Consider the following 17,486-nt stretch of genomic DNA (forward strand, 5'->3'; position numbering starts at 1 on the left):
GGTGCGTAATAAACTATGGGCACGTTTTGTGTGCCTGTTGATGAGCTTGGCTTTTGCAACCTTTGCCCAGGCCAGCGATAAACCCAAAGTACTCTTGATGATGTCGAGCCACACGGCCAAGGCGAAAGGTACATTGCTGGCTGATCTCTCTGCAGACCAACCCTTTGAGCTGGAGATCTTTAACAGCAAAGGTAAGAGCGATGAGGAAATCGACCTGGCTTGGTCTTCCGCCGAACTGATAATGCTGGATGGCATCAACCCGGCGCTTTCTGCTTTTATGTTTGGCAAGTTCCAGCCAATGCTGGCCAAGCATCCGCAAGTTCCGGTGATTTCCCTGGGGGATGCGGACAATAAGTCCATGAACCAGGGGTTGGCAGAGTCCGAGCATCGGGCGATTGCCGCTTATTTTAATAGTGCGGGCCGCAAAAACTACCGTCATATGATGCAGTTTTTGTCGGCAGAGGTATTTGAACTTTCCAGTGGCTCAGTACCGGAACCGATAATTGTACCCAAGGTAGGTTTTTATCATCCCCGCCTGGAGCAGCTTGTCACCGACAAAGAGGAATTTTTCTTTGACTGGTTAAAGCCTGCTGAGAAGCAGCCAGTGATTGCCGTGGCTATCCATCGCTCCGTGGTGGATTACGAGCAGCAGCAGGTTGTCGATACCCTGTTGGATGGCCTTGAGTCTAAAGGTGCCAAAGCTTTTGCCTTCTTCTTTGAAGGCGAAGACTTGCCGCTTTCCTATCCAGACTTATTGCAAACCGAAAGCGGCAATACCCGTGTCGACTTGATGATTAATTACCGCTCCCTGCACTATGTCAGCAAGCGCCGCGCTGAATTTGAGAAGCTGGGAGTGCCGGTTATTCATGCACTCAATTACACCGAGGGCAGTGAAGAAGAATATTTTGCCGATAACAGCGGTGTATCTCCATCCCTGACTCCATTCTTCCTGGTAATGCCTGAAGATACTGGCAGCATCGATCCGGTGATTATCGCTGCTAATAAAGACGGTAATAAAGTAGTGATGGATGTACAGATGCAGGCCTTGATAGAGCGCGCCTGGAATCACGCCTCCCTCGCTTATCAAAGCAACACCAATAAAAAGGTGGCAACGTTTATTTGGAACTACCCGCCCGGGGAAAAAAATATCGGTGCGGCTTTCCTGGATGTACCCAGCTCGATTGAGTCGATTGCCCAGGCAATGCGCGAAAGAGGCTATGAGGTACATATCAGGGATTCGAAAACCCTTATCGATTGGGCAGGGCAGTTGTTGCGCCCCTATTATCGTCGCGAAGACAGCGTAGCCTTGATCGATAAAGGGCTGGCTGATTGGATGCCGCTGTCCACCTATCAAGCCTGGTTTGACCAACTGCCTGCAACTGTACGGGATCCTATTGTAGAGCGTTGGGGCAAGCCGGAAGACAATGCCATGTTGGCCGAACATAACGGCGAGCCTGCATTTGTTATTCCCCGGATGACCCTTGGCAATTTGATTGTGTTGCCGCAAGGCGTTCGCGCGGACAATGCCAAGGATCACTCTTCCCTATACCACGATATGAAAACCCCGGTGAACCACGCCTACCTGGCGGTTTACCTCTATGCGCGGGAAACCTTTGGTGCCGATGCCTATATTCACCTTGGAACCCATGGCTCCCAGGAGTGGCTCAGTGGCAAAGAGCGGGGCCTGTCGGTTTACGATGCACCTAGCTTGGCCCTGGGAAATATCCCGGTGTTCTACCCCTACATTATCGATAATGTGGGAGAGGCTATGCAGGCCAAGCGCCGTGGCCGTGCCACCATGATCAGCCACTTGACCCCAGGCTTTGCGAAAGCGGGCCTATATGCGGAAGTGGCTGAGTTGTCCGAGTTAATTGGCAATTACCTGGTATTGTCTGAGGGGCAGACCCGGGCCAATACCCAAGAGCGTATTATCGGTCTGGCCGAAGAGCTCAATATGCTCAAGGATCTGGAAATCAGCGCTGAAGCCTTAAGTGCGGATTTTGATGGCCAACTGAGCCGCTTGCAGGATCATTTGGGTCAATTGGCAGAGATGAGCCAGCCGCTGGGTATCCATCGTTTTGGTCAGCTGCCCAAAACCGAACACCTCACCAGCACCATGCTGCAAATGTTGGGTGAAGGGTTTATCACCGCAGCGGATGAATATGAGGCGGAGCACGGGTTGCGTTTGCCGGAAGAGCAAACCCGGGACGAGCGCAATGTTGTGGCTTTGGAAGCGCAGGCGGGGTTCCAGTTGCTGGATACCTTCCTAGAGGGCGGTGAGCTGGAGCAGGTTCCTGAGCCCTTGCAGGCCCAGTTGGATCAGGCCCGGGAATACTCCGATAACTTTGCCAAAATTGCCGAGCTGGAAAACCTGATGTCGGCACTCGATGGTAACTACATTCCTGTAAGCCATGGGGGTGACCCGATTCGCAACCCACAGGCGGTGCCCACCGGCCGTAACCTGATTGGCTTTAACCCGGCTAAGGTGCCGTCGAAGGAAGCCTATGAAGCTGGTGTACAGCTGATGGACCAGACCATTGCTGACTACCATGCAAAGCACGGCCGCTTCCCGGACAAGTTGGCATTCTCCCTGTGGTCCCTTGAAACCATGCGCCACCAGGGGGCCCTGGAAGCCCAGATCCTGCACGCCCTGGGCCTAAAACCAAAGTGGAACCAGCAGGGCAATGTTACCGGTACAGAAGTTATTCCCTATTCGGAATTAAAGCGCCCGCGTATTGATGTCGTAATCTCTGCGACAGGCCTTTATCGGGATGCTTTCCCCAACGTGATGCTGTGGTTGGCAGAAGCCATCGATAAAGTGGCGCAGATGAAAGAAGACAATAACTTTGTCTACCGCCACAGCCAGGCATTGCAACAGCAGCTGCTGGAAGACGGCAACAGTGAAGAGGATGCTCGCTATTTGTCATCGGTGCGTATCTTCTCCAATGAAAGCGGCAACTACGGAACGGGCCTTGCCGCTGCCAGCCTGGCCTCTGACAGTTGGGAGGGGGATGATAAGCTCGCTGACCTCTATATGCGCCGCATGGGCTTTGCTTATGGCAAAGATGAATCCCGCTGGAGCGAGGATCAGCGCAGTGTTGAGCTGTACGGCAAGGTGCTGTCTGGCACTGATGGGGTGATTTTCTCCCGCTCCACCAACCTCTACGCCATGATGACCAATGACGATCCCTTCCAATACTTTGGCGGTATCGGTCTGGCGGTTCGCAATCTGGATGGCGCAACGCCGGAAATGTATGTTTCCAATTTGCGTCGCAAAGATAACGTAAAAGCGCAAACCCTTGCGGAGTTCGTTAACCAGGAAATGCGCAGCCGTTACTTCCATCCCCGCTGGATTGAGGCGATGCAGGACTCCGGCTACGCAGGTGCTACCGCTATCCTGGATCGCGTCAACAATATGTGGGGCTGGGAAGTAATGACTCCGGAAACCATTCGCGACGACCAATGGCAGGAAATGTTTGAAGTCTACGTGGATGACAAATATGAAATGGACATGCGCGAATTCTTCGAAGAGCACAATGCCGAGGCCCTGGCCCAGATGTTGGAGCGAATGCTGGAAGCGGTGCGCAAGGAATATTGGGATGCGAAGCCTGAAACCCTGGAGAAAATGGTAGAGACCTACACCGAGCTGGCAAATCAGTTTGATGTGGCTACCGACAATGACAAGTTCAAGGAATTCGTCAATCAGCAGGCACTAGGGTTCGGCCTCGCGGCCCTGGCCAATGCCCAGGTATTGGATAACCCTCAGGTTAGCAGCGCCAATGCTGCGCAACAGGTCAGTGGCCAGAAGCTGGAGCAGGTTGCTGAGCCGACGCCCAGTGATAAGCCGGAAAAGCTGATATGGCTACTGTTGATGGCTATTGTGTTGGCAGGCTTTGTCAGCGGTTTCTTTGATCATAAGTGGGTGCGAACCAAGCCCGCTTAATGCCCTTCTTTAACGGCACCCGATCTGCTTAAGGCTGGGTGCCGTTAACTCCCCTCTGTTTTACCCCTCCCGTGTAAATAATCTTAAAACTGCCTCGGCTACAGGGTTAAGAATTGTTGACCCCGGCAACTATTACTCTCTTACTGTGTTAGCTTTCTATATAGAAGGTGAAAAGTGCATTTTGATTACTTTGTAAATCATTAATCTTGCAGCTTGTCAGGTTAATAGGGCTACAGCTTGGTGCACTTCCGACTATAGCTGTCTCTCGAAAGGAGGTTGGAACGATGGGAAAACGATATCAGGCGGCCTTCCTGGGCCTTATATCGATTACGGCAAATGCCTGGTCTCTGGAAAACCCTTACTCGAGCAATGGGGCGGTGGCTGAGGGTTCTGCCAAAGTAGAAACGGAGAACCTGTTTTCCTGTGCTTCCGGTCGCTCCCGGTTGTCGCCAATGGGGGTGAAGCAGGTAGAGGGCAAAGCCTTTACCGTTCCGGCTGAAGTGAATTACAGCAAGCAGTACTTTGCTGCGGATCTCTATAACCCGTGCTCTGGGGTCACTCCATCCTCATTGGATGATATTGATCTTACAAAGGTACCGGTGGTCGATATCGACAAAGAAGGTGAGGTGGTTACCGGTTATATCTTTGCCGACAATTATTTTGAGCTATATATCAATGGCAAGTTAGTTGCTGTTGATCCGGTTCCATTTACGCCGTTTAACTCCAGTGTGGTTAAGTTCAGGGTGAAGAGGCCTTACGATATCGCTGTAAAAGCGGTTGACTGGGAGGAGAACTTAGGGGAGGGCACAGAGAGTAACAGAGGTGTCCGCACCCATGCCGGTGACGGTGGCTTTATTGCAAGCTTTTCAGATGGTACCAAGACGAATTCAAAGTGGCATGCACAAACTTTTTATACAGCACCTATTTATGATTTGGGGTGCTTGAAAAAGCGGGGAGAAGAGCGAGCCTCCTCAGACTGTGCTGAGAGGCCCCCAAAACCAGGTGCACAAGTTTATTCTCTGCACTGGGATATTCCGAAAAATTGGAAAGTCGACGATCGCTATCTTTCTTGGCCTTATGCGACAGAATACACGGAGCAGCAGATAGGTGTGGACAATAAAGCGGCGTATATGAATTTTCGGAAACAGTTTTATGGCAGTGGTGCTAAATTTATCTGGTCAAAAAACATAGTCCTGGATAATTTGGTGTTGTTGCGCTATCGAGTTGAGTAACGGTGTCACCTTTGGCCAATTAATTGCTGTACGCTGCAGTTATTGCGTATAGCTTTATCTCTACCCAATCAAGAATAAACAGATTGTCTGAATTGCCTGCCTAGTTACGATTTTCCAGTTTGTCCTTATATTCACTTTTTTCTACCAGAAAATTCCATTCCAAAATTGAAGAGAAATTTTGAGCTCTCACTTTTTTCTTCTATTGTCTTTCGCACGCTGAAATTGTTGATTCTGCTTAAAAATCTATCAAATTTGTTTCTTGTGAAACTTATTTTTTTGGTTTTTTGCAGGTGATTCCTGCTCGTATTTGGGGGAATCTCACCGCAGGTACTTGGCTTGAACTAATTTGGTGCAAAAAGTGTTTTCGTGAAGCATGTCTGCTTTAATTCCGACGTTCCCCACAGTTTTGAAAAATAATTTAGATTCTGTTCAGTTTTTATGAAAATTATGTGAAAAATTTCCCAAAAAAAAGCTGCGTGATAATTAGGATCGATCGTCTCAACTAAATATCGAATGTTAAGAATCGTAAAGATGCCAACATGAGGTAAGGCTGGTTAAGCTGTCGATAGGACGTGCTTTGCCGTTGCACGTAGCATTATTTTGAGAGAAAAGCTTGTGAGAAAAATAATTCCTCTCGTCGCCATTGCAGTGGCAGCAGGGTATTTCGTTTGGGCCAAAAGCCAATCTGAAGGTCAAAAACCAGTCGCTGAGCTAGAAAAACCCAAGCCAGCTATCAGTAAGTCTGCTCAAAAAGCAGAGCCGCTTAAACCTGAGGAGGTTCAGGTGGGTGAAGAAGAACTCCTCGAAAGTGATGAAGAAAAAGCACTTTGGGTTGAGTCAGAGCTGGCTAGGGAAGCTCTTCATGAAAATGGTCGCCTACCCGTAGATCTCAATGGTGAAACCTATCTCGAGCTGGATATTGATATGCTCTGGAATCTCACTGTTGGTGATTACGTCGACATTGACTTGCCAGGTATTGAAGGTGATTACGATGCTCAGGTTGGCAGTATCGAAGAGCATGCCAGTGGCAACAAAAGCGTACAATTAAATCTCCCGGGGATGACTCGCCTGCATGGCGTAACTTTTACTCTCGGAGCAAACTCTGTTTATGCACAGCTAAACTTACCTTCCGGGTCATACACTATGGAAGGTCAGGGTAGTTATGCGTGGATAGCGCCTAATGGTGCATTAATTAAAAACCATGTAGAGAAACACGATAAGGATATGTCCTCGGAAGCACCTCGTGAAAAGACCTGGTCGGATGACGATGTACCGCTAAACGACTTCAAATAAGAAGAAATTGATTCAAGGTAATTATGCTTTGAATTAATAGTCAGGCAAAGGAAGGCCCAAGTAAATCCTGCAGATACCGGGGGCTCGTCTCCTCAGGCGGTTAAAAGGCTAGGGATAGTTTTTTAATCGAGTCAGGGTATTAAAAGCGTATTGTTACTCCTTTGGGCAGCAATTTTAATTAATTGCTGGGGGAGGAGTGTGCACTACTTATTATAATAAAAGGAGTCTTATAATGAACCTGAAGAAAAGCCTGGCCGCTGCTATTGCAGCACTGACTGTTTCTGGCGCTGCGAGTGCCGATACCGTCGATATCGCTATTATGTACACTGCACCAGCTGCGGAGTATACCGGTGATATCTCAGCCAAGATCGATAGCTATATCAGCTATGCGAACAATTCCTTTTCAAGGAATGGTATTGATATCCAGTTGAACCTGGTAGACACCTGGGAAGCTACCAGCTCCGATCTCCGTGTTAACGAAGAAACCCTGGACCTGATTACCTTCCACGACACTGTGAATAACTGGCGTTCCTCTGAAAAGGCGGATATGGTGGTTTTCCTGGGTAAAGCTGAAGAAACTGTAATCGACGGCAACACCTACATCACCTGTGGTATTGCCTGGGTTGGACAGGGTAGCAATGGCACCATGTACTCCAGCGCAAAAGAGCGCGCTTACAGCGTAACTGGCGTTGACTGTGGTTATAACACCTTCGTTCACGAGCTGGGCCACAATATGGGTCTGCTTCACTCAACCAAGCAGGGTGATACCTCTGGTGGCGTTTACTCTTACGGTATGGGTCACGGTGTAGATAACAAGTTCTCTACCATCATGGCTTACCCTTGGAAATACGGCGAAAACGTTACCCAGTACGATTGGTTCTCTGATCCTGACTGGTACGAGTGTGGTGGCTTGGCCTGTGGTGAGCGCTCAAACGGCGTAGACATTTCTAACGCTTACCGTGCTCTCGGTCCTATCACTGATGATATCTCTGGTTACTACTAATCGGCACTAATTTGCTGAAAGTAATTGTAGAGATTACTGGCTTATAGCCAAGGGGAAATACGAAGAGCTCTTCGGTATTTCCTTTGGAGCGGCTGGTCGATCACGGTCAGCCATTCCACGTACTTTCCTTGGTTACAAGGAGTTAAAACCTCGCTTAGTGCGGGGTTTTTTCATTTGAAACCACTCTATTTTATGAGTATTAACATCAAGGACGGGCTCATGAAGAGGGGTATTGGTAGTATATATAATATTTTAACACTACAGTGGTTATTGCTTAAATTGATGGAAGGTCCACTATTGCCGAGTAGACTTCCTGGGCAATGATTGAATGCTTGGGGGATTATTGAAATTCAAAAACATGAAAGAGATCGGCTCAAAGGGAATGTGGTACTATTTGCTTGTAAGGATAGGCAGTAAACATGATGGGTTGGCTCATTTATTTTGTGAAAGCTAGATGGGTTCTTTTCGTCATTAACTTTTTTGATTTGTATTCAATTATTTTGGGGTGTCAATGGAGGGGGCTAGGTTATTTAATTTGATTGGGGTAAACTGCCGGACTATTTGCTGAATAATAAATATATTGGGTTGAGAGTCTCAAATGGGAATTGGAATTGGTATCATTGAATGGATTCTTTTGCTGGCACTTTTGTTATTTTTTATTTTACCAGCAGCACATGTAATTTTATCGAGCCGCTCCCACGGCGGTGCTAAATTTGGTTGGGTTATTGGTATTCTTGTTTTTTCATGGGTGGCTTACGCTGCTTTCTTAATTATTACTCAGCCAGTTAAGGACGCCCAAATTGTCCAAAAATCGAATAGTCACTGATCGCTAAATAAATGATAATTAGAACTTCCGTGCTAGCTAATTTTGATAGATTGCTTTCTGGGGGGGGAGCAATATAGGTTATATTTTCCTTTCTGTGATTAGTGTTGAGTAATCAGTTGATATCTATTTTGGAGACCTCTGTTGAGTGATGTTAATCCTAGGGGGTATCCAAAAAATATATTTACGCTCTAGTCCCAGTGGTAGAGCGTGGTTTTATCTTTGCCGATGGTAATTTATTGCGGAGGGTTATCGCAGATTGATGGACTTTCAAGTCCGGTAAAGTTAAACATATCATCGATTGAGGGTAAAGAGATCTGGCTTTAGGCTGGGGAAGCTGGGCCACCACGATTAAGAAGAATGAATCCATATAGCTACTTATTAATGATATCTTGTGGAGTTGATTTCCAAAATAAATTTCCCGGGGTAGGGATTACAGCAAAGGCCATACGCCTTGATGTTTCTTCTAAATTGCAGCAACGAAGTAACCCCAATGGCAGTTTACGTGGATGGCTTACACAATATGGGTAACACGAAATTGGAGCGTTGATGAAATTGTATTAACTTACAGAGCTTCCCGGGTAGAGTGAGCAGTGTGTAAAGTTAAATAGGATGTGCTCGCCCCGTGTGTCGTGATTACCAAGTTTGAGCCTGCTTAATCCCAGGAAGTTGGAGTATGATCGATTTAACCAAAAAATCGAATACTGAGTGGGTAGCGCCAAAATTGGCCTTCATTGGCCCGGATTGCTCCAATCACAATAAATATTACATTGATTATTGCTAGTGCAATCAGTCCAAAAATACCGATAATAAAAAATATCAGTATGGCGGAAATAATAGAATAGATAAGTAGGCTTAACATCCAGTTGAATATCATCTTGCCGTGTTTGTCAATTTCTTGAGAGCGGTCCCTTGTTGTCGCCCACATAATAATGGGTAAAACAAAACCAGCACCAGGAATCACGACCCAAGCCAATTGACTTAGATGAAGCAACATTAGGAAGGTATTTAGTTCCATATCCCAAGGGCGATAATCTTCCATTTGGCGACTTTCCTTTTGATTCAATGTCCTATGTAAGCTGACTTACCTAGCTAGCTCGTCCGGTTGACAGATAGAAACCCCAGTCATCTCTCCCTTGCGCAATAGCAGCTTGAACAGCTTTATCTGTATCATAACTTACCTTAAAAAATTCTGCGCTCCAGGCTCCATTTTTGCTTCTCTCTATCAGGGCGTAACTCGCATGGGGGCTAAAGGTTTCCATTATATGGGGTTGCGGTTCACTGTCAGTGTAAGCCGGTAGCCCAACGCTGCCTGGATTTACGACCAGCTGGCCACTACCGACAGAGACACAGCGTGGTTGATGTGTATGCCCACATAGAATTACTTTTGAGGAAATCTTTCCAAGGAGGTTGAGGATTTCATGGTTGGAACGTATCTGGGGGCGGCCGCTGCTGGTATCTTCCAGCAGATATATGAGGTCACTACTGGGTGTTCCATGGCAAAGAAAGACTTCATCGGTGATTTGTAAGCTGGGTGGTAACTGCTTCATCCATAATAGTGGTTCAACGCCAAGGTCTTTCAGGATAAATTGCAGGGTCGGGTTGCTTTCTATTTCGGTAGATGTAGCTTCATATATTTGCCGGTCCTGATTACCGCGAATTGTCGTGTAACCTTGCTCCATTAAGCGTTCATAGGTGAGTCGTGGCGCAATAGGGCCATATAAAATATCACCCAGGTTCACCGTTAGATCGGCGCCTCTCTTTTTTAGATCAGCAACAATGGCATCGAGGGCATAAACATTGCTATGGATGTCAGACAGGACCGCTATTCGCATTGAGCTCTCCGCTGGACTGCTGAAAGTACTTTGACTGCTGCTATATTTTCACAGAAAGCTTCCTGTCGTCCATAAAACTATAAAAAATCAGCGGTCAAAAGCCAGGCGAGAGGCCAAGCCGAGGAAAATAACTCCAAGAAAACCATCCAGGTGCCGCTGAATATTGGCCTGTGTAGCAAGAGATTTTCCCAGCTTGCTAAACGATAGGGATACCAGGGTGTTAAAAGCCAACGCTGTAATGCTCAAGAGTATGCCCAATACAAGAATTTGGGGCGTGATTGCCTGGGATGACACGGTAAATTGAGGCAGGAAAAGGCTAAAGAAAAGTAGGGCTTTGGGGTTCATTAGGTTGTTGAGCAAGCCTCGGGCCATCAGCTGTGCTGCCGACAGTGCCACGGTATCTGGTTGGTTATTTTGTGCCACTTTATTTGAACGCCAATTGCGAAGGAGTGACAATCCAAGCCAAGCTAAATATACGGCTCCCACCAGTTTTACTACCATTGCCACCAGAGGCATCGTCTGCATGATATGTCCGAGTCCGAGAGCAACTAGCGCCGTTTGCACTATCCCAGCAGTAAAAATGCCCAGCGAGATCATTACTCCAGCAGTAAATCCGCGAGCCGAAGAGTAAGCAGATATTAACAGTAAGTCAGGACCAGGGGAGGCCGCTAGAACAATCGCTGCGATCAAGAAGGCGGGTAAAATACTGAGGTCGATCATATGAGGGGTGCCCTGAAATTGCGATTTTATCACAGCAGGTGTGTTTACTTCTATGATGGCCGTGCCTTGCTTTTTCCCGGGCTTCTACAATAGAAGTGAGTTCAACGACAGAGTGCAACACTACCAGTGAGCCATATAGACTGGGTGTTAGTGGTTGGTGCGGGCCCAACGGGGTTGGCGGCAGCTTGTGCTTTGTCTTTCTATGGAATCAAATGCCGAATAGTTGAACGCCGTACCAAGCCCAGTGAACTCTCTCGGGCAGTCGGTATTTTTCCCTGCACCATCAGGCGCCTTCTTAAGGTGGGCGTTTCAGATAACTTGGTCTCTGAGGCGATGCGACTCTGCAAAGTTCAATATCTTCAAGCGGGTAGGCCGTTGTTATTTTTGGATAACCGGGGCGATGCGTATAAAGAGTATGTGGGCTTTGGGCTGCCGCAAAATCGCACCGAGGAAATTTTGCGAGATGCTTTACTTGAGCAAGGCGTTTCAGTTGAATATGGCGTGGCTGCTACTGAAGTGGATTCTAGTGATCACCGGGTGGTAGTTACCCTGTCTGACGGCAGTGTCGAATGCTTTGACTGGTTAATTGCTGCTGACGGAGTTCATTCAACAATTCGTGAGAAACTGAGTATTCCATTTTCTGGTACAGATTTGCCGGAACCTTGGGGAGTCGCTGATGTAGATATAGAAGGAGAGTGTGATCCTGATTTAGTTAGCGTGGATATTCAGCGGCCCGGCAATCAATTTACAATTAGTTTACCTATGGGTAAACAGCGTTTAAGAGTAGTTGCTACCCAGCCAGATGCGTTGGGAGCACTAGATGTGTCGCTAAAAATTAAGAATATCCATCGCTCCGGTAGTTTTCAAATTTCAATTCGGCAGGCGAAGAGTTATCGCTCCCAGCGCGTACTTTTAGTCGGAGACGCCGCTCACTGCCATTCTCCCGTAGGTGGCAAGGGTATGAATCTGGGTATTGCCGATGCGATAGCTGCAGTTGATGCGATTATAAACGGCACAGTAGATAGTTATTCCGATGAAAGGCGTAAAATAGGCGCGGCGACGATTCGAAAGACAGAAATTGTTAGGCGGATTATAAGCTCAAATTCCTTGCTAAATAAAATATTGGTGCGGATGTTGGCAAAGCTCGCCGTATCTTTTCCGGTGGTACGACAAGCATATACCCAAAACCTGACAAAGCTTTAAATGAACGTTTATTCTTTAAGGATTTCGTTGTAACCGTAGGTATCATTGCCGAAAACCTGAAAAGTGTCGATTTTAGGGGTATCATATTCAACAAGTCCCTCATAGGTTGAATATAAATCTTTTCCGTAGGGGGCTACCTTTATGTGGTTGGCAGTGCATCTTCCTACAAAGGAGAACCTTCTACTATTATCGCTGGTATTGGAATGGGAAGCATGTAAGTTCAATGAAGAAAAGATCAAACACTCCCCAGCTTTCATCTCTAAATCTATCACCATAAATTGATTAAGGAAATCATCTCCAATTAATTTTATGGAGCTAAATAAAATAAGAGTACTTTTATTAATTAGCTCCAAAGTTTTGGCTGATGGACCTAAATACTCGTCCACTATTTCACGGCCTGTAGGTAAGTATTCCCTATTTGGATATACCCAGCCATTCATATCAAGGAGGTTAGCAACTGCTTTATCAATGATATAAGGTCAGAGTGTAAAAACCCGAACATGGCCCCAATCCAGCATGGCGCTGCCGGCCGATATGCCTTTCTCTAAAACCAAGGGCTTCAGTTTTCTCGACAAGAGCTGTACAGCGGCAGCAATTCCAATAGGCCCTGCGCCAATGATAATCGCGTCGTGTATCTTGTTCATAAGTCTCTACCTCCAAAATACCTGGAATTAAAACAGAAGGGTGTACAGGTAACCCGCTGTGATAGCCATACCTAAAACAACCACTAAAAATGCTGCGATCATCTGGGTTTTAAAGATGGACCTTAATAGGATAACTTCTGTCAGGCTGGCGCCAGCACTGCCGATAATTAGTGCCATTACCGATCCGAGAGCCATGCCCTTTTGCACCAAACCAGCACTCAGAGGGATAACAGCAGAGGCACGTATATAGAGTGGAATACCGATTACAGCTGCAATTGGAATCGCGTACCACTTGTTTTCTCCTGCGTAGGTTACGATCAAATCAGTAGGAACAAATCCGTAAATGAATGATCCCAGAGAAATACCGAGCAGTAAATAGGGGAGTGTTTTTTTAAAATCTATCCAGGTGGAATTCCAAATAATGACCCAGCGATTTAGTTTCTGGGTTTCTACTCCCCCCTCAGAATCACAGCTATTTGCCGGAGTATTGATACAGCAGGATGTAGTTTCTCCAGTTTTTGCAGCTGATGATAGAGAAGATATTGTTGCTGTATTGGTTGCGCCAGTTGTAGCCAAGACTCCATTATTAAATGCCAAATTATTGGCTATCCCTTTGTTCTCACTGGGTGAAGGGGGATTTTTACTATTTGTGTCTCGGTAGACACCATCGCGGACAAAACGCTCGAATCCAAATTTTTCCAGTGCAAATCCCGCAGAAATTGACACAGTCATCGCTAGAGTGAAATAAAAAATCGCTACGTTGAGACCAAATGTAAAGATCAACAAGCCAATAACAATCGGATTAAGTAGAGGGCTGGAGAATAGGAACACCATCATTGGTCCGAAACCAGCGCGGGCGCGAAGTAGTCCCTTCAAAAATGGAATAGTAGAGCATGAACAGAAAGGTGTAATGGAGCCAAGTAATGCGGCTATTACGTAGCCTCGGCCATTGCGTGAGCTTAGGGTCGCTTGGATTTTTTCCGGTGTAATGTACTGCTGCAATACACCAACGAGGTAGCTGATAGCTAAAAATAATACTGTCAGCTCAACTGCAAGAAAAGCAAACATAGAGAGAGCTTCTTCTAGCATGGATACGAACTCTGGGGGCATTGTTTTAGCTCCTTAATTAAATTTGTTATTACTAGAAATATAGAAATAATGAATTTTGTCAGTGTGTTTTCATTAGCTTTGAAGTGTGATTTATGGTGCCAAGAGATCCTTTTTACGGATTGCTTGTGATGTTGTCAGGCGACATTGGATATCAGTGAATCTAAAACGCCCTTGCCGCTATGCACGCCACCCTCCATTTCCTGAGAGGATTTACTTCGAACTAAGTAGCCGGCAAAACCTTGTTCTGAAGTAGCTGGTTGACCATTGAAATGAACCGTAAACATACCTATTTCACTGATTAAATCGCCTACTAAATATAATTCAGAGTCTTTGACTACCAGGGCGGGATTGCTTCTAGGGGGCGGGCTCAAGCGTGGCATTAGTGCCCAGGCAGGGTATTCGTCTACTGAGAGCTGTTTGAGTTTCAGCTTGATATCCTGACCAAAGACACAGTGCCCGCCGCCTTCTCCCTGATTTTTGAGCACCCACTTAGAGGCGTTCTGCTGACTGAACCATTCTATCGTCTCTGATGAAATTGGTTGCATCTCGCCAAGTAATGACTTGATTAAAACCGCTTCATCCTGGGATACATTGAATCCGGTTAGCATTTCTACTGACATGGACGAAAGGATCATTTGTACACGCTTGCTGGTAGCCAGTTGTTGGCTTACGGTTGCATTAATTGCGATCCGATGGCTCTCAAGCAAAATTCGCGATTGCATCAGTGTTTCACAGCAGCGCTCGCTATCCAGGTCTTTGGCGACATAATCACAGTAGTTGTAGCCGGCTCGTAAATACACGCAATCTACAGGGCCTATTCCTTGCAGCAGGAGCCTATTGTTGGGGCCTGTTACCAGGCCCGCTTTGAGTTCGCGAAAGGTCTTTCGTACCGTACGTATGCCTTTTTCAGCTAAGGCATATTCAAGAAGGTGTTGGTCGAAGACATTGTCCTCATACTCCTGTATCACCATTAGAAATGTTGGGCTGCCACCATCTCCAAATTCGCTTTTGATGGCTCTTGTCGCATCGGCAAGGCCTTGGGAGAGTCGCTCAATTGCTGGGTTCTCTATAGGTTGGCCGTTCGAAGTATTGGACCAATTGGAATAGGTCTCAGGACTTTGCGAGCGGATGAATTGGTGCAACTCGTAAATACGCTGCCCAAAGGGCCCCATTCCTGCTGCGATTCCATTGAACTCAATGAGCTTTGGTCCTTGGCTCACATCGTCCATAAAGTCACTTCTCATAATCAGGAGGGGGAGGCGGGGCGCATTTTTTATTTGACCATGCATGGCGAGTAAGGCACCGAAAAACGGGTCTCCATGTGCAACAGGCCTGATAGCTTCGTGAAGAAATTGGTGATCTTCTGAGACTTGATGGATCAGCTTTCCCAATAGGGGTACTGCTTTCTTTAACGTCTCAAACCGTTCCAGGGCGATAGTACTTGGGGTAAGGCTAAAAGGCACATGGCTCGCTGAGCCACGACTAGATTTGAAAGCCAAGCCATGGGCAAGCCCCCACTCTACCGCTTCATTGGCTGCCTGAATGGCGTTTGGATGGCTCTTTTTCATGGTTTCCTCTGGCCTTTGTATGCTGGGGTACACAACTCAAATGATATGATATTTCTAGAACAATAAAAATATAGATGTTAAGTAAAGATGTATGTTCGAGTTATTTCCGAGGTATCTAAGAAAGGTATCAAGGGAAGGGAGCCAACTAAAGCTGGCTATTGCTGTGAATGGTCATTCTAGCGGTACTTAATGCAGAATTTAGGGCCTACATGTACCTATCGGGGTGAAGAGAGGAAAGTTTGGACGTCATCGATAGAGGTCGCCCAAAGCAGGAGCGACATTGTTCAGTGCTGATCCGGTACCGCACACTTGATATCAGGACACTTTATCGGTGTATTGAAATCATCGTGACAGCATTCATCTTGTAAAAACTGAATAACCTCAGTTAAGTGCTGATATTCGGCTACGCAGAACAGGGTTCGGCTCTCACGCCGCTGGAAGATCAATCCTGCCGAAATCAGACTGGAAATATGGTGGGAAAGGGTTGATCCGGGGATATCCAACTGCTCCTGGATGTTGCCTACAGGAATACCCGGTAGGCCAGCTTTGACTACTTTTTTGTAGATCAACAAGCGGGTTGGGTGTCCCAGCTCTTTAAGCGATTTGGCTACTTCTTCGATTTCCATCATGATTTGGTCATAAGTTCTATATTCGTCGAAATATATACAGTTTAGTGCTAAAGATAAAGTGGCGTGTGGGGGTCTGCTCAAGCTAGTGCTGCCACTAATTTCTTAGGATATTGAGAGGAAGCTACATTACTTATATTTCTTTAAACTATATTACCAAACTTACCGAAATAACGCTTTTACTGCTAATTGCCCCATAGTAGAAGGGGTAACACCGATTCTGAAGTAGACTCATTATCATCCAGAATTTCATTGTAGCCGTAAGAATCTTTGCCAAACACCTGAAAATTACCTACTTTGGGCAATGTGAATTCCAGCAAGCCCACCATGGTTGAAATGTTGTCTTTGCCATAAGGAACAACTTTTATGTAATTAGCTGTATACCTCCTGGCAAACGAAAATCGAGATTTATCTTTTGATGTGTTTGCATAGGATGTGTGCATATTTAGGGGTGAGAAAATAAGGCATTTACCGGCTTTCACTTCCAGGTCTTTTACCTCCAGATCAGCAAAGAGATCTTCTTTAATAATTCCCCTTGCGTTGAACAAAAGGATGGCCCCTTTTTGAAAGATCTCGCCAAAAAGGAATTGCTTGGCAACTCCTTTTCGTCTTCAGCGCTAGAAAACAGGTTGGCCAATGTACTTTTCTTTCTCTTCGGTGGGGCTTTCATTTAGGTTGCCCAGAGATTTTTATTTCAGGAGTTTTTAATGCAAAAGTCTTTAGTGTTAATGAGTTGATCTGAGTCTCAAATTCGAAGCAGTTGGATTAACGGCATAGGCATAGAGAGCAGCTAAAACGCGATCTGAACATGAAAGGGCGCCGTTAGCAGAAATAAAATCTCAGCTTATGTGATCGGCGCCCAGGTAACTTTGGATTGCTATAAATCTTGGCCTCGCCAAGTTTTGGCTAGCAGGCTTACTGATGTTTAGCCAATTCGACCGGTCCATGGTCATCACAGTGATCACCATGAACATGGTGAAGTCGCCCGTTAACCAGGTAGTCAACATGATCTCCGTGGGGAACCTGCTCATGGCCACAGTTTTTGCCGTGGACATGGGAGCTGTCGTAGCCCCCTGTAACAGGGTGGCAACCCTCCGGGTTTTGGGTGCTTACTTCCAAGACGTGCTCGTCGTAGTGGTCTTTGTGGGGATGGTGTAGGTGGCCGTCATGGAGGTAGCAGATATGGTCCCCGTGGCGAATGGCTGTGTGGCCACAGTGGCTGTTATGTGTATGTGAATGATGCTCCGCCTGTTGGCACTTGCCTTTTTCCACGATAACTCTCCCGGCCGCTTGGCACTGGCATGGAACCACTCGTCGCCGAATGCTTCTAGAATCAATAATTTGGCGCCACATTTGGACAGCCCTACATACTAAATCTAAGAGCATCCGGGTGTAGTTTCCAAATATGATCTTCTATCAATGGCAGAAAATCTGCCCCTACCCCTCAAATCTTGATCTGCGATGGCCTTACGGATGACTAGTCACT

16 protein-coding genes are annotated in these 17,486 nt (G+C 46.5%); 6 read left to right on the forward strand and 10 right to left on the reverse strand.

Features of this window, described 5'->3' with window-relative positions; all coding sequences use genetic code 11:
• Position 1: 1 nt before the first annotated feature.
• The 5 genes from cobN (at position 2) to ACJJI1_RS16645 (ending at position 8,297) form a co-directional block, all read left to right on the forward strand.
• Positions 2-3,943 (forward strand): cobaltochelatase subunit CobN, encoded by a 3,942-nt coding sequence (gene cobN / locus ACJJI1_RS16625; RefSeq protein ID WP_444957321.1) that lies wholly within the window; start codon positions 2-4, stop codon positions 3,941-3,943.
• Positions 3,944-4,227: 284 nt separating this feature from the next.
• Complete coding sequence (locus ACJJI1_RS16630) at positions 4,228-5,175, forward strand: hypothetical protein (protein ID WP_444957322.1); 948 nt, start codon at positions 4,228-4,230, stop codon at positions 5,173-5,175.
• Between the two features lie 615 nt (positions 5,176-5,790).
• Positions 5,791-6,468: a protease inhibitor BamI-like protein gene (locus ACJJI1_RS16635; RefSeq protein WP_444957323.1), complete on the forward strand. Its 678-nt coding sequence runs from the start codon at positions 5,791-5,793 to the stop codon at positions 6,466-6,468.
• A 232-nt stretch (positions 6,469-6,700) separates the two neighbouring features.
• Positions 6,701-7,471: a zinc-dependent metalloprotease family protein gene (locus ACJJI1_RS16640; protein WP_444942089.1), complete on the forward strand. Its 771-nt coding sequence runs from the start codon at positions 6,701-6,703 to the stop codon at positions 7,469-7,471.
• 598 nt (positions 7,472-8,069) lie between these two features.
• A complete protein-coding gene (locus tag ACJJI1_RS16645; protein WP_444957324.1) occupies positions 8,070-8,297 on the forward strand; it encodes a hypothetical protein in 228 nt (75 codons plus the stop codon).
• Between the two features lie 682 nt (positions 8,298-8,979).
• Here the strand turns inward: ACJJI1_RS16645 and ACJJI1_RS16650 are convergent.
• The 3 genes from ACJJI1_RS16650 to ACJJI1_RS16660 form a co-directional block, all read right to left on the reverse strand.
• The gene (locus ACJJI1_RS16650; RefSeq protein ID WP_413665269.1) at positions 8,980-9,336 is read right to left on the reverse strand and encodes a DUF4870 domain-containing protein; all 357 of its coding nucleotides are present in this window, start codon (positions 9,334-9,336) and stop codon (positions 8,980-8,982) included.
• A gap of 46 nt (positions 9,337-9,382) precedes the next feature.
• Complete coding sequence (locus ACJJI1_RS16655) at positions 9,383-10,129, reverse strand: metallophosphoesterase family protein (protein ID WP_444957325.1); 747 nt, start codon at positions 10,127-10,129, stop codon at positions 9,383-9,385.
• Positions 10,130-10,216: 87 nt separating this feature from the next.
• Entirely contained in the window at positions 10,217-10,849 is a 633-nt protein-coding gene (locus ACJJI1_RS16660) for a LysE family translocator (RefSeq protein ID WP_444942087.1), read from the reverse strand.
• 126 nt (positions 10,850-10,975) lie between these two features.
• Here ACJJI1_RS16660 and ACJJI1_RS16665 point away from each other — a divergent pair, with 126 nt between their 5' ends.
• Positions 10,976-12,052 carry an FAD-dependent oxidoreductase gene (locus ACJJI1_RS16665; protein WP_444957326.1) on the forward strand — a complete coding sequence of 359 codons (1,077 nt, stop codon included), beginning with the start codon at positions 10,976-10,978 and terminating at the stop codon, positions 12,050-12,052.
• An 8-nt stretch (positions 12,053-12,060) separates the two neighbouring features.
• Here ACJJI1_RS16665 and ACJJI1_RS16670 read toward each other — a convergent pair whose 3' ends face one another.
• From ACJJI1_RS16670 to ACJJI1_RS16700, 7 genes are all read right to left on the reverse strand, one after another.
• Positions 12,061-12,438, reverse strand: a complete 378-nt coding sequence (locus ACJJI1_RS16670) for a phytanoyl-CoA dioxygenase family protein (RefSeq protein WP_444957327.1) — start codon at positions 12,436-12,438, stop codon at positions 12,061-12,063.
• Between the two features lie 93 nt (positions 12,439-12,531).
• The gene (locus ACJJI1_RS16675) at positions 12,532-12,696 is read right to left on the reverse strand and encodes an NAD(P)-binding domain-containing protein (protein WP_413665275.1); all 165 of its coding nucleotides are present in this window, start codon (positions 12,694-12,696) and stop codon (positions 12,532-12,534) included.
• A gap of 27 nt (positions 12,697-12,723) precedes the next feature.
• A complete protein-coding gene (locus tag ACJJI1_RS16680; RefSeq protein ID WP_413665276.1) occupies positions 12,724-13,806 on the reverse strand; it encodes a permease in 1,083 nt (360 codons plus the stop codon).
• A gap of 134 nt (positions 13,807-13,940) precedes the next feature.
• Complete coding sequence (locus ACJJI1_RS16685) at positions 13,941-15,374, reverse strand: hypothetical protein (RefSeq protein ID WP_444957328.1); 1,434 nt, start codon at positions 15,372-15,374, stop codon at positions 13,941-13,943.
• A 284-nt stretch (positions 15,375-15,658) separates the two neighbouring features.
• Entirely contained in the window at positions 15,659-16,003 is a 345-nt protein-coding gene (locus ACJJI1_RS16690; RefSeq protein WP_413665278.1) for an ArsR/SmtB family transcription factor, read from the reverse strand.
• A 182-nt stretch (positions 16,004-16,185) separates the two neighbouring features.
• On the reverse strand, positions 16,186-16,548 hold the full coding sequence (locus ACJJI1_RS16695) for a phytanoyl-CoA dioxygenase family protein (RefSeq protein WP_444957329.1): 363 nt from the start codon (positions 16,546-16,548) through the stop codon (positions 16,186-16,188).
• A gap of 367 nt (positions 16,549-16,915) precedes the next feature.
• Positions 16,916-17,272 (reverse strand): hypothetical protein, encoded by a 357-nt coding sequence (locus tag ACJJI1_RS16700; RefSeq protein WP_282933309.1) that lies wholly within the window; start codon positions 17,270-17,272, stop codon positions 16,916-16,918.
• Positions 17,273-17,486: the final 214 nt, after the last annotated feature.

It is taken from the genome of Microbulbifer maximicatervae (SeqCode) (assembly GCF_052467065.1).